Origin of the sequence: Lysinibacillus sphaericus, assembly GCF_006864135.1 — a bacterium.
GTDB lineage: Bacteria > Bacillota > Bacilli > Bacillales_A > Planococcaceae > Lysinibacillus.
This window is the reverse complement of the sequence record NZ_SADV01000002.1, coordinates 114,995-127,811: the sequence shown is the minus strand read 5'-3', so window position 1 is coordinate 127,811 and position 12,817 is coordinate 114,995. Positions and strand designations below refer to the sequence as shown.

At 37.6% G+C, this 12,817-nt stretch carries 13 protein-coding genes; all 13 read left to right on the top strand.

What is annotated here, in order from left to right; genetic code table 11:
- Window positions 1-85: 85 nt before the first annotated feature.
- Complete coding sequence (locus C7Y47_RS02915) at window positions 86-808, top strand: YveK family protein (protein ID WP_142507401.1); 723 nt, start codon at window positions 86-88, stop codon at window positions 806-808.
- Entirely contained in the window at window positions 808-1,521 is a 714-nt protein-coding gene (locus C7Y47_RS02910; RefSeq protein ID WP_142507400.1) for a CpsD/CapB family tyrosine-protein kinase, read from the top strand. The genes C7Y47_RS02915 and C7Y47_RS02910 overlap by 1 nt, the downstream gene beginning before the upstream one ends.
- A gap of 188 nt (window positions 1,522-1,709) precedes the next feature.
- The gene (locus tag C7Y47_RS02905) at window positions 1,710-2,507 is read left to right on the top strand and encodes a TIGR00282 family metallophosphoesterase (RefSeq protein WP_142507399.1); all 798 of its coding nucleotides are present in this window, start codon (window positions 1,710-1,712) and stop codon (window positions 2,505-2,507) included.
- Between the two features lie 702 nt (window positions 2,508-3,209).
- Complete coding sequence (locus C7Y47_RS02900) at window positions 3,210-3,518, top strand: hypothetical protein (RefSeq protein WP_142507398.1); 309 nt, start codon at window positions 3,210-3,212, stop codon at window positions 3,516-3,518.
- A gap of 488 nt (window positions 3,519-4,006) precedes the next feature.
- A complete protein-coding gene (locus C7Y47_RS02895) occupies window positions 4,007-4,273 on the top strand; it encodes a stage V sporulation protein S (RefSeq protein ID WP_004224903.1) in 267 nt (88 codons plus the stop codon).
- Between the two features lie 311 nt (window positions 4,274-4,584).
- The gene (locus C7Y47_RS02890) at window positions 4,585-6,324 is read left to right on the top strand and encodes a 2-oxoacid:acceptor oxidoreductase subunit alpha (protein ID WP_142507397.1); all 1,740 of its coding nucleotides are present in this window, start codon (window positions 4,585-4,587) and stop codon (window positions 6,322-6,324) included.
- The gene (locus C7Y47_RS02885; protein ID WP_142507396.1) at window positions 6,324-7,190 is read left to right on the top strand and encodes a 2-oxoacid:ferredoxin oxidoreductase subunit beta; all 867 of its coding nucleotides are present in this window, start codon (window positions 6,324-6,326) and stop codon (window positions 7,188-7,190) included. The genes C7Y47_RS02890 and C7Y47_RS02885 overlap by 1 nt, the downstream gene beginning before the upstream one ends.
- Before the next feature lie 410 nt (window positions 7,191-7,600).
- Window positions 7,601-8,308, top strand: coding sequence for a lantibiotic protection ABC transporter ATP-binding protein (locus C7Y47_RS02880; RefSeq protein WP_142507395.1), 708 nt, complete (start codon window positions 7,601-7,603; stop codon window positions 8,306-8,308).
- A gap of 1 nt (window position 8,309) precedes the next feature.
- The gene (locus C7Y47_RS02875) at window positions 8,310-9,038 is read left to right on the top strand and encodes a lantibiotic immunity ABC transporter MutE/EpiE family permease subunit (protein ID WP_142507394.1); all 729 of its coding nucleotides are present in this window, start codon (window positions 8,310-8,312) and stop codon (window positions 9,036-9,038) included.
- Between the two features lie 3 nt (window positions 9,039-9,041).
- Entirely contained in the window at window positions 9,042-9,797 is a 756-nt protein-coding gene (locus C7Y47_RS02870) for a lantibiotic immunity ABC transporter MutG family permease subunit (RefSeq protein ID WP_142507393.1), read from the top strand.
- 28 nt (window positions 9,798-9,825) lie between these two features.
- Window positions 9,826-10,488, top strand: coding sequence for a response regulator transcription factor (locus C7Y47_RS02865; RefSeq protein ID WP_142507392.1), 663 nt, complete (start codon window positions 9,826-9,828; stop codon window positions 10,486-10,488).
- Window positions 10,489-10,589: 101 nt separating this feature from the next.
- Window positions 10,590-11,852: a sensor histidine kinase gene (locus C7Y47_RS02860; protein ID WP_255504987.1), complete on the top strand. Its 1,263-nt coding sequence runs from the start codon at window positions 10,590-10,592 to the stop codon at window positions 11,850-11,852.
- Window positions 11,853-12,267: 415 nt separating this feature from the next.
- Window positions 12,268-12,639, top strand: coding sequence for a 2-oxoglutarate ferredoxin oxidoreductase subunit beta (locus C7Y47_RS02855; RefSeq protein ID WP_255504986.1), 372 nt, complete (start codon window positions 12,268-12,270; stop codon window positions 12,637-12,639).
- Window positions 12,640-12,817: the final 178 nt, after the last annotated feature.

Sequence of the window (12,817 nt, the reverse complement as noted above, 5' to 3'; positions counted from 1 at the left end):
TAAATATAGCTACTATAACAATTAACTATGAATATCACCTGACATTACATAAATTTAGACAGTTTAGGGGAAGGAGATCTATTCGGTGGAGACTTCTATTCAAGTAAAAGCGCTAGTAAAAATTTTACGCAAACGTTTGCTTCTTATTCTATCGATAATCGTAATGGCGATGGCATTGGCTGCTTATCTTAGTTATTATGTCATCACACCTGTGTATCAAGCTGAAACTCAAATATTAATCAACCAAAAAAATACGGATCAACAACTTTATACGGGTGGGTATTCAATTGAGACGGATTTACAATTAATTAATACGTATAATGTCATTATAAAAAGCCCAGCTATTCTATCTAAAGTAATTAAAGAATTGAAATTAGAATTATCTCCTGAACAATTAGCAGAGAAAATTACGGTCAGTAATGAAAACAAATCACAAGTAGTTTCTATAAAGGTTCTTGATGAACAATCAGCACGAGCAGTGGAGATTGCTAATACGATAATAGATGTCTTTAAAGGAGATATTCAAAAACTGATGAACGTAGATAATATCAATGTCCTATCAGTAGCTACATTAGCTGATGACTCACAACCAGTGAAGCCGAAAAAAATTCTAAATATTTCAATTTCAGGACTCCTTGGACTCCTTTTAGGAACAGGCATTGCATTTAGTCTAGAATTTTTCGATTCAACAATAAAGACTGAGCAGGAAATTGAAGAACTATTGAATTTACCGATATTAGGATTCGTAAGTTCAATAAAAGGAGGCAGAGGGTCTATCTCTACTAGAAGAGGGAGGCGAGTCACATAATGTTTAAAATGAAAAATAAAAAAAAGAAAGTATTAGCGATGATGCCACGAAAACTATTGACTAGCGAACACACAACTTCTATCATTTCTGAACAATTTCGAACAATACGAACAAATTTGAAATTTGCACTCCCTAATTTAACGTGTAAAACAATTTTAGTGACATCATCTATCCCTGGTGAAGGAAAGACAACGAATGCAGCAAATATTGCGATAGTTTTTGCACAGGAAGGAAAAAAGGTTTTATTAGTGGATGCTGATATGCGAAAACCTACAATGCACTATACATTTGAATTGCTTAATATTTCAGGCCTATCGAGTGTATTGATACAAAATGACACTTTGAGCGAAGCTATACAAGAAACGTTTATTGAGGGATTATTTGTCCTCACTAGTGGACCAATCCCACCTAATCCAGTAGAGCTTCTTGCTTCAGAAATGATGGATACTTTAATAGAAAAAATGATAGCGTATTATGATGTAATAATCTTTGATACGCCACCTGTTAATTCTGTGACCGATGCTCAAATTTTAGCAAATAAAACAGATGGTGCACTACTTATTGTTAATACTGGAGTAGTAGAGAAATCTAGTGTTGTCAAAGCAAAAAATTCCTTATTAGTGGCACAAGCGAAAATATTAGGGGTCGTCATGAATAACTATACTTTGCAAAAAAAACAATATAAGAGCCAGTATTATCATGTGAAAAAATAGAAATCAGTACCGTCCGCCTGACAAGTACCTAATTACTTGTTAGGTGTTTTTTTATAGACAATGAGAAAGAGTATGAGTACCTACTTTTTCAAGACCAGTTTAATACGCTGAACGGACATAGTTTTGCGTTTGACTTTGAATTAGTGGTAAAATATAAGGTGCTAATTAATGAAAGAGTGGTTATGAAAATGAAAGTTTTATTTATTGGGGATATTGTAGGTTCAATCGGTCGAGATGCAGTAGAAAAATATTTACCCCGTTTAAAGAAAAAATACAATCTAGACGTTGTTATTGCCAATGGTGAAAATGCAGCAGCAGGACGCGGAATTACACGTAATATTTATAATGAGTTATTGCAAATGGGTGTTGATGTTATTACGATGGGCAATCACACTTGGGATAATAAAGATATTTTTGATTTTATAGATGATGCAGATTATTTAATACGCCCGGCGAACTTTTCAAATGATGCACCAGGTAAAGGAATGGTGCAAATTTCAAAAAACGGTGCAACACTATCTGTTATTAATTTACACGGACGAGTATTTTTACCTCCTCATGAAGATCCGTTTGCGATGGCAGAGAAATTAATCGAAGAAGCACATAAAACGTCACCGCTTGTATTCGTGGATTTTCATGCAGAAGCGACAAGTGAAAAAATTGCACTTGGATGGCACTTAGATGGGAAGGCTTCGGCAGTCGTTGGTACACATACACATGTGCAAACAGCCGATGCACGCATTTATCCAAATGGAACAGCCTATATTACGGACGTTGGTATGACAGGTCCATACGATGAAATTTTAGGGATGACGAAGGAAAGTGTCATTTATAAATTCCAAACAAACATGCCATCTCGTTTTGAAGTGCCTAAAAAAGGACGCGAAGTGTTAAGTGGTTTCTTTGTAGAGATTGATGATAAAACAGGAAAAGCTCGACATTGTGAGCGAATATATATAAACGAAGATTATCCGTTCCAAGCATAAGAAGAGAAACTATTGTGTGTTAAAAAATGCACAATAGTTTTTTTATGATTAAAAACAAAATAGTTAAGGAAATATTTGAGAATGTTGTGTCACTTTAAATAGTAATGATTTACGTTCAGGCTACTCGCTTTCCTGTGGGCGAGCGTCGTGCCACTTCCTTCGTTTTGTCGCTGTCGCTTCCACTACCACTGACAAAACCCTTTTATTAAATTACTTTTATCACTTTGATGAAAGCGACATGTCAGAGGATACTTGTAGTTGATTTAACAGGGCGACATAATAAAGTAAAAGGATTCACACACAGTTTTGTGTATGAATCCTTTTTTGCTCTTTGGAAGGTGGATGTCGATAAAAACTAAAAGTTGGGTGATAAAACGTGAAAGTTTATCGATAAAATTCAAAAGTTGGGCGATAATTCCTGAAAGTGTTCCGGTAAAACTAAAGAGTTGGTTGTCATTTTGTTAAAACGGATGTCATGTGATTCAGTTGTTGGAGTGGAGACTGGGTGGCTCCTTGGGGATTAGCAATAGAGGAACGAAGGCTAAAATCATCACGTCCTGTGATAACGTCTTTGTGACCAACGTCGTGCTGCTGTCGCACGTTAGCACTACGCTTTCACGCAAAAAACATCTGTTGGCCTGAGACCCTGGAGCGAGCACCGCGAGTGAATCGGTCATCTGACGCCCCAGGAAGCTTTGCTCTGTGCGAAAGCGCAGCGACAGCAACAATGTTTTTATCTGTGCGAAAGCGCAGCGACAGCAACAAATGTTTTTATCTGTGCGAAAGCGCAGCGACAGCAACAATGTTTTTTGTGCGAAAGCGCAGCGACAGCAACAATGTTTTTTGTGCGAAAGCGTAGCGACAGCAACAAATGTTTTTATCTGTGCGAAAGCGCAGCGACAGCAACAAATGTTTTTATCTGTGCGAAAGCGTAGCGACAGCAACAAATGTTTTTATCTGTGCGAAAGCGCAGCGACAGCAACAAATGTTTTTATCTGTGCGAAAGCGTAGCGACAGCAACAAATGTTTTTATCTGTGCGAAAGCGCAGCGACAGCAACAAATGTTTTTATCTGTGCGAAAGCGTAGCGACAGCAACAAATGTTTTTATCTGTGCGAAAGCGCAGCGACAGCAACAAATGTTTTTATCTGTGCGAAAGCGTAGCGACAGCAACAAATGTTTTTATCTGTGCGAAAGCGTAGCGACAGCAACAAATGTTTTTATCTGTGCGAAAGCGTAGCGACAGCAACAAAGCACCCTGTCGGAACGGAAATCAACCTCTCGCTGTACCGAAGAGCCTACTTTATTTCATTATTTCCATAGGTTTTCCAGCATATATTTTCAGTCTTTTTTGATTGTTTCAATATATAAGAAATGAAAATAGTCTATTTTCTTCTTACCGAGCATAAAATGACCTATCGACAATAACTTGAGGTCCAAAAAAAGGGAGACATGAGTTGTTGAGCGTAAACACTATTCGCGAAACGGGGAGGAATAATTGTGGATTCATTAAAAGTATCATCACGCTCTAATCCAAATTCAGTTGCAGGTGCATTAGTCGCGGTAATCAGAGAAAAAGGGCAAGCAGAAATGCAGGCAGTTGGGGCAGGGGCACTTAACCAAGCCGTGAAAGCAGTGGCCATTGCACGCGGATTTGTAGCGCCAAGTGGCACAGATTTAATTTGCGCACCGGCGTTTGCCGATATTTTAATTGCTGGTGAGGAACGTACAGCTTTAAAGCTTCTTGTGGAAAAACGTATTCGATAAAAAAGTAATGAAATAAAATGCCTTGCACATAATAAGCTGCAAGGCATTTTTTTCGTTTATATAGACAATCAGAATTTGAGGAAGAGAATCCTACATGCTCTACATACTAATATGTTAAATGTCACTTAAAATCCGCAACTTAATTTTTAAAACTTAATTGATTTAAAATTACAACTTTATGAACGCCATTTTCAGTCAAAGGTCTGATTTTCGTTTAAATCGGGGAATAACAATAGTGCAGACCGTTTCTTCGTGTTAAACTTATGAAGGAAAAATAATAGTATATACATTGGATCTAAGGAGTTGTTGACATGTTACATCAGCTTTCATGGAAAGTCGGTGGGCAACAGGGTGAAGGGATTGAAAGTACAGGCGAAATTTTCTCAACGGCAATGAATCGTTTAGGTTACTTCCTATACGGTTATCGTCATTTCTCTTCTCGAATTAAAGGTGGCCATACGAATAATAAAATTACAGTTCGTCCAACAGAAGTACGTTCAATTGCGGATGATTTAGATATTTTAGTAGCGTTCGACCAAGAAACAATCGACGTCAATTATAAAGAATTAACAGAAACAGGCGTTATTTTAGCGGATTCAAAATTTACTCCAGTGAAGCCAGAAGATTCAAAAGCGCCATTATTTGTAGTACCTTTTACAGAGGTAGCGGCAGAGCTTGGTACTTCGTTGATGAAAAATATGGTGGCGATCGGAGCAACAGCTTCATTGCTAAATCTAGAGGACGAAGTGTTCCAAAATGTTGTAGATGATATTTTTGGCAAAAAAGGTGAAGAAGTTGTTCAGAAAAATATGGAGGCCATTGCACGCGGTCATGAATTAATGAATGAGCTGCTAGGAGATCGTGTAGGTGACTGGGCTTTAGCACCAGCAGACGGTAAACGCCGTATGTTCATGATCGGAAACGATGCAGTTGCACTTGGTGCACTTGCAGCTGGGACACGCTTTATGGCAGCCTACCCAATTACACCAGCTTCTGAGATTATGGAATATCTTATTAAAAAATTACCGAAATTCGGTGGTGCGGTTATTCAAACAGAAGACGAAATTGCTGCAGCGACAATGGCAATTGGTGCAAACTTTGGTGGTGTTCGTGCTTTTACAGCTTCTGCTGGCCCTGGTCTTTCATTAATGATGGAAGCACTTGGTCTTTCAGGTATGACAGAGCAGCCGCTGGTTGTTGTTGATACACAACGTGGTGGTCCATCAACAGGATTACCAACAAAACAAGAGCAATCAGATTTAATGGCGATGTTATATGGTACGCATGGTGAAATTCCAAAAGTAGTAATTGCACCATCTACAATGGAAGAAGCATTCTTTGACACAATTCAAGCATTTAACATTGCAGAGGAATTACAATTACCAGTTATTTTAATGACAGACTTGCAATTATCTCTAGGTAAACAATCTGTTGAGCCATTCGATTACAATAAAATTGAAATTCGTCGCGGTAAAATTGTTACAGGCGACATTGAAGAAGCAGCCGATAAAGCATACTTCAAACGTTATGAAGATACGGAAGATGGTATTTCACCGCGTGTGCTACCTGGTACGTTGAATGGTATTCACCATGTAACGGGGGTTGAACACGATGAAACAGGTAAACCGTCTGAAGCATCTGGTAACCGTCAAGTACAAATGGATAAACGTTTCCGTAAGCTAGCAGCATTGAAATTTGACCATCCAGTACATTCAAATGCGCCACACGAAGAAGCTGATATTTTATTAGTGGGCTTTAACTCAACACGTGGAGCTATTGAAGAAGTACAAGAACGCTTAAATGCTCAAGGCATGAAGGTGAACCATGCACATATTCGTTTAATTCACCCATTCCCATCTATTGAGGTGGCACCACTTGTAGCAAAAGCGAAAAAAGTAATCGTTGTAGAAAATAACTACACAGGTCAATTAGCAAATATTATGAAGATGAATGTTGGTGGTCACGATAAAATCGAGACTATTACAAAATATGATGGTACACCATTCTTGCCAGGTGAATTAGAAAATCGTGTGAAGGAGTTGACTCGCTAATGGCAACATTTAAGGATTTTCGTAATACAGTGAAACCAAACTGGTGCCCAGGCTGTGGTGACTTCTCTGTTCAGGCAGCGATTCAACGTGCCGCGGCAAACGTCGGTATTGAACCAAACGAATTAGCTGTTATCTCTGGAATTGGCTGTTCTGGTCGTATTTCAGGCTACATTAATTCTTATGGCTTCCACGGTATTCATGGTCGTGCATTACCAATTGCACAAGGCTTAAAAATGGCTAACCGTGATTTAAACGTTATTGCTTCTGGTGGTGACGGAGATGGATTTGCGATTGGTATGGGTCATACAATTCATGCTATCCGTCGTAATATTGACATCACATACGTTGTGATGGATAACCAAATTTATGGTTTAACAAAGGGGCAAACATCTCCACGTTCCGCTGCAGGATTTATTACAAAATCTACGCCAGGTGGTGCGATTGAGCCTTCATTAAAACCGTTAGAAGTAGCTTTAACAAGCGGAGCTACTTTTGTCGCACAAGGATTCTCAACGGATATTAAAGAGTTAACAGCTTTAATTGAAGCGGGCATTAATCATAAAGGCTTCTCATTCATCAACGTATTCTCACCTTGTGTTACGTATAACAAAGTGAACACGTACGATTGGTTTAAAGAAAACTTAACGAAGCTTGCTGATATTGAAGGCTATGACAATTCTGACCGTGGTATGGCAATGCGTACAGTGATGGAGCATGAAGGTTTAGTAACAGGTATTATTTATCAAGATACTGAAACAGCTTCATATCAAGAAAAAGTACCAGGCTATTCAGAGCTACCATTAACGGATATCGATATTAAAATGAGCGAAAATGATTTTAATCAATTAGTAAAAGAATTTATGTAAATTAAATATTATATAGCATGATAAAAAGCATTTGGGATGTCCTCATTCCAAATGCTTTTTATTTCTAGTTATAAAGTGTGGTTCTTCTGCAAAGCGAGGGGTTGATTTCCGTTCCGTTTGGGCGCATTGTTGCTGACGCTGCGCTTTCGCACAGAAAAAAACATTTGTTGCTGTCGCTGCGCTTTCACACAGATAAAAACATTTGTTGCTGTCGCTGCGCTGCAGGGTCTCATCTGTGACGCTGATCCCTGAGGAGTCGCCCACCCCCCACTCCAATCAACTATTTCACAAAAAGTCATAAAACAAAAGTTCAGTTCAGCGTGACGATCCACAAAATCTTTTTGATATCCTTATAAAATCCTTATAATCATTTTTTACACTATAATCATCGAAAGGAAGATGATTATAAAGTGGAAGATATTATTTTACAAACAGAAGATCTTAGTAAAAGCTTTAAGGGACAAAAAATTGTGGAGGACTTGTCGTTAACGATACCTCGCAATACTGTTTACGGTATACTCGGTCCTAACGGTGCAGGGAAATCGACAACGTTAAAAATGATTACGGGTATGCTGCGTCCGAATGCAGGAAAGATACTTTTTAATGGACGTGAATGGAATCGCAATGATTTAAAAGACATTGGTGTATTAATTGAAACACCACCGCTTTATGAAAATTTAACGGCAAGAGAAAATCTAAAGGTTCGAACGATTGCCCTCGGATTGCCACAGTCACGTATTGACGAAGTATTAAAAATCGTAGACTTGACCAATACAGGAAAAAAACGAGCAGGACAGTTTTCGTTAGGGATGAAACAACGTCTTGGAATAGCTATTGCGCTATTAAACTATCCAAAGCTTTTAATTCTTGATGAGCCGACAAATGGTCTCGATCCAATCGGCATTCAAGAGCTTCGAAAGCTAATCCGATCTTTTCCAGAGCAAGGGATTACAGTCATTTTATCTAGCCATATCCTGTCAGAGGTAGAGCAGGTTGTTGATGAAATTGGCATCATTGCAGGAGGGAAATTAGGCTATCAGGGAGTTGCTCCACAAGGTCAGGAATTAGAATCATTATTTATGCAAGTAGTGTCTGCTAATAGAAAGGCAGGCATTTAACATGATTTCAATTATGAAGGCTGAAAGATTAAAATGGAAAAAGACTTTTATTCCTAAATTAGTTTGGCTAGCACCCATTGTGGCGATAGTACTAACTGCATTATTAATGGGAGGAAAGTTTTTTCAAAGTGGTGCTTATAATTTTTGGTATACAATGCTCCTACCAGGTGCACTGACGATATGCTGCACATTAGTGGTGGAAAAAGATGCTAAATTGAAATATCATAGTATTCTCGCAATGCCGATTGACCTAAAGAAGATTTGGTTTGGTAAAATACTAACATGTAGCGCCTGGTTGTTAGTAACTACACTTATTTTCTTTGTAAGTATATCTGCTAGTGGAGTACTCTTTGGCACTAGCTATTCTTTAACAAGTAGTTTTACAGGTAGCTCGGTAATTTTCTTAACGTTATTGTGGCAAATTCCATTCTGTCTATTTCTTGCGGCAAAATTAGGAACTTATATAGCAATTTTAATAAATTTAGTCGGTAATATGGCAGGTATGATTGCATTTGCGAATGGGGATTTTTGGTATAGTGTTCCTTACGCCATCACAGCAAGACTAATATGTCCAACATTAGAGATTTTACCAAATGGTCTGCTAGTGCCTGAAGGAAGTCCATTATTAAACACGTGGGTTATAGCTCCAGGTATATTAATTGCCTTAGTATGGTTTGCTTTAATAAGCTTCCTTACTGCACGATGGTTCCAAAAAAGGGAGGCGAAATAGTGCATGATAATGTTAAGATTACTTAGAGCAGAGCTTCTTAAAACAAAAAGAACGCCTTTTTTACTCACACATCTAATTGTACCTATCATTATTTCAGGAATATTTTTAGCATACTATACTTATTCACCATGGGGTTTCAATGCTAGGGTAACGGCTTATCTTCAAGGAGTAGCATGCGGATTTCCAATTATTATTGGGTTAGTTTGTGCGATGGCAGCGGAACAAGAAGCAACTGCAGGACATTTTCAGGAGATGCTAACCACTACTAAAACAAAAATAGTAGCTTATTTAAGCAAGTTGCTACTGTTATTATTATTTAGTTTTGGCGCAATATTACTGTCCGTCGGTATTTTTAGTGCTGGTTTTATTGAGCTTTTGCATGAAGATACTTTTGGTTATCAATTTTATTTCATAGCTGGATGTATTTTATTTGTAGGCTATGTATTTTTATATATTTTACATTTATTTGTTAGTCTTCATTTTGGTAAAGGTGCCTCAATCGGATTAGGGATTGTGGGATCACTAATAGTAGCCTTACTACTAACTGGACTAGGTAATGGTATTTGGTCATTTATACCTTATGGTTGGGGTGGTCACTTTGTTTCGTTATGGACAATGAAGACGTCAGGGCTAGACCTATCAACGGTGAAAGTAGGACTACAGGAAGGTATTATTGCTTCAGTTTGCGGAACATTGTGCGCATTAGTCCTATCTTGTTTCTGGTTTTGGAAGTGGGAAGGAAGAAGATCGGAGAATTAGGGTATGAAGAAATGATGAGGGTAGAAATATGGCAAAAATATTAGCAGTAGATGATGAAAAAGATATTTTAGTATTGATAAAAAATGCACTACTAAAAGACGAACATTTAGTAACGGCAGTCTTTGATGCGCCGGAAGTAAGTAAAATGGATCTTGGTGCCTTCGATTTAATTTTACTGGATGTAATGATGCCCGAAATAGATGGATTTACACTATGTGGTCAAATACGTCATGCTGTAGATTGTCCCATCCTTTTTTTAACGGCTAAATCATTAGAAGAAGATTTAATGTATGGTCTAGGTCTTGGCGCTGATGATTACATTATCAAGCCGTTTGGCATTGGAGAGCTACGTGCAAGAGTGAATGCGCATTTGAGACGCGAAAAAAGAGAAAGACGTAGTATCCTTTTTGTAGATAATGTTCACTTCAATCTATCAGGCAAAGAGCTGTTTATAAATGAAGAGAAGGTAATGCTGACAAAAAGCGAATATGCAATATGCGAATTTCTAGCTCGAAATCGAGGACAAGTATTTTCGAAAGAAAAAATTTATGAAACTATTTTTGGCTTTGATGGGAAGAGTGACAGTACTGCTATTACGGAGCATATTAAAAATATTCGTTCAAAGCTACATGCCTTTCATGTTGACGCCATTGACACTGTTTGGGGGATCGGATATAAATGGAGACAATAAAGCCCACTAAAGGAACTCGACTACATACTTTTTTTCTACGATATCTCCTTTTCCTAAGTTTAGGCACCATTCTGTTAGTCGTAATACTGTTTAGCATATTTTTGTTTACTTTTTCTACCAACATTGTTTTGCCAGCAAATTATGCAGAAAGTCAAATTACATTATCAAAGGATCGGATTGCGTCTAGTAGTTCGGTTACCGCTGATATTATTCCAGACCTTGTTGACTATGCTGTCTTTTCTAAAGATGGACAATTCCTTACAGGGAATCTTTCAGAAAAGGAAGCTTTTAAAGCATGGGATGTAATGAAAAAAAGGGAAACTAGAAATAGTCCCCAATTTTACTCGTTTATAGAGCGAGAAAATGAGATTTGTATATTACGATATTATTTAGTACCTCAGTATCGTTCAGAAATTTTAAGAAAATATTTACCTAATCCGCAACTATTAGAATTTCTAGTATTTATTATAGGGATAGGGGCTTATGCAACTGTCCTTGCTATCCATTTTGGAAGAAGTCTAAAGAAAAAAATGTTTGGCTTGCAGGAAGCGATTGAAAAAATACAAAATCAAAATTTGGATTTTACGATTAATCATTCAGGGATTCGTGAAATAGATGAAATATCGGTTTCTCTTGAGCAGATGAAGGAGGCTTTAAATAGCTCCTTAAAACAGCAATGGGAATCTGAACAGGCACGTAGAGAACAAATTTCTGCTCTTGCTCATGATCTGAAAACACCGCTCACAATTATTCGGGGAAATGCAGAGCTTTTGCAGGATACGGCTCAAGATGATATACAAAGGGAATATAATGACTATATTTTAAAAAATACAATGGAAATAGAAAAATTCACGAAAGAGTTGATTGATTTATCGAAAATGGAAAGAAATGTAACTCGTGAAAAAACGAATGTTAAAACGGATGCATTTATGACAGAAGTAGAACAACAAATGAGAGCTCTTTCGTTGGAAAAAAGGCTTCAAGTGGATATCCAAAAGGAAATTCTTCCTGCACGTATATTTATCGATGAAGAGCAGTTCTATCGTGCGATTTTAAATGTCATTGCTAATGCTGTAGAGCACACACCTGAATATGGAAAGGTAACATTAACTGTGCAAGTTGCTACTGATGTTATTCGATTTATCGTTACTGATAGCGGCTGTGGATTTTCTCCGAGAGATTTAAACGAGGCTACCAAACAGTTTTATCGCGGAGATCCAAGCAGAAATGCAGGAGATCACCATGGGATGGGACTTTATATTGCCCAATCAATTGTTCAGCGTCACGCTGGAACACTGCTAATTGACAATGATTTATTAGCTGGTGGAGGAAGAGTAACTATAACAATCCCAATCAATAATTAGTCACAATAGAGTTATGTTAATGAAGGTCATAACCATAACGTAGGGTTGATTTCCGTTCCGGCTGGACGCTTTGTGCTGACGCTTCGCTTTCGCACAGATAAAACAATGTTGGTTACGAAGGCGTTATCACAGGACGTGATGGTTTTAGCCTTCGTTCCCTTGTGTGCTCGCTCCAGAGTCTCATCTGTGACGCTGTGATCTGACCCCAAGGAGTCGTCCAGTCTCCACTTCAATCAACTTATATAGATGGTAAACGTTATACCAATAGCATATTAATGAAATTCATTAGAAAGAATGATTTTGACGAATTTGTCAAAACATTCTTTTTGTTTTTGAAAAAAGGGAAAAAATGGGGAGCGTGTTCGGGCAATAGTATTGTAAAAAATGCTACAATAAAAGAAAAAAAGAAGAGGCGATGCACGTGGATAACGTCATTGATTTTATTGCAAAGAAAAAAGAACGTGAAGAAAGACAGCGCACACAGGATTTGGAAAGGTATGTTGCGACACAATGTAATTTTCATCAACCGGAAAATATTGATGCACTTGTTGATGGAAAAATGATTGAGGTCAAGGACCATACGTTGTTTTTAGGTTTTCTCTCGATATTAAATGATAAAAAAATCGATCCACTTGATATTTTTCAAGATGTTTTTACATTAGCACCTGCCCACTTTGAGATGTCCTACAATATGAAATGGTGGTCAGTTGTACAGCTTGCCTTTACATTTTTAACAATTTTAAAAGAAAACGAGCCGCATACATATGCAGATTTTCTTGGTTTATAAAATGAATCTAGAGTGTGTGCACGTCTTAGAAAGCTACATAAACGTGCGCATACAGAACTAGATTCCTACTTACTCCTCTAAAACTTTTACAATCCCCCTACAATTAATAATCGTTTATAAATTTTCATAATTCCTTCATAATTTTTACTGAATATTTTAATGTCCTCCATACTTGCTT

Bases quoted from the DNA above. Each gene is read 5' to 3' on its own strand.
- C7Y47_RS02905 (WP_142507399.1), top strand. From the start codon at position 1,710: ATGAAAGTTTTATTTATTGGGGATATTGTAGGTTCAATCGGTCGAGAT.
- C7Y47_RS02890 (WP_142507397.1), top strand. From the start codon at position 4,585: ATGTTACATCAGCTTTCATGGAAAGTCGGTGGGCAACAGGGTGAAGGG.
- C7Y47_RS02855 (WP_255504986.1), top strand. From the start codon at position 12,268: ATGCACGTGGATAACGTCATTGATTTTATTGCAAAGAAAAAAGAACGT.
- C7Y47_RS02870 (WP_142507393.1), top strand. From the start codon at position 9,042: ATGATAATGTTAAGATTACTTAGAGCAGAGCTTCTTAAAACAAAAAGA.
- C7Y47_RS02885 (WP_142507396.1), top strand. From the start codon at position 6,324: ATGGCAACATTTAAGGATTTTCGTAATACAGTGAAACCAAACTGGTGC.
- C7Y47_RS02910 (WP_142507400.1), top strand. From the start codon at position 808: ATGTTTAAAATGAAAAATAAAAAAAAGAAAGTATTAGCGATGATGCCA.
- C7Y47_RS02865 (WP_142507392.1), top strand. From the start codon at position 9,826: ATGGCAAAAATATTAGCAGTAGATGATGAAAAAGATATTTTAGTATTG.
- C7Y47_RS02875 (WP_142507394.1), top strand. From the start codon at position 8,310: ATGATTTCAATTATGAAGGCTGAAAGATTAAAATGGAAAAAGACTTTT.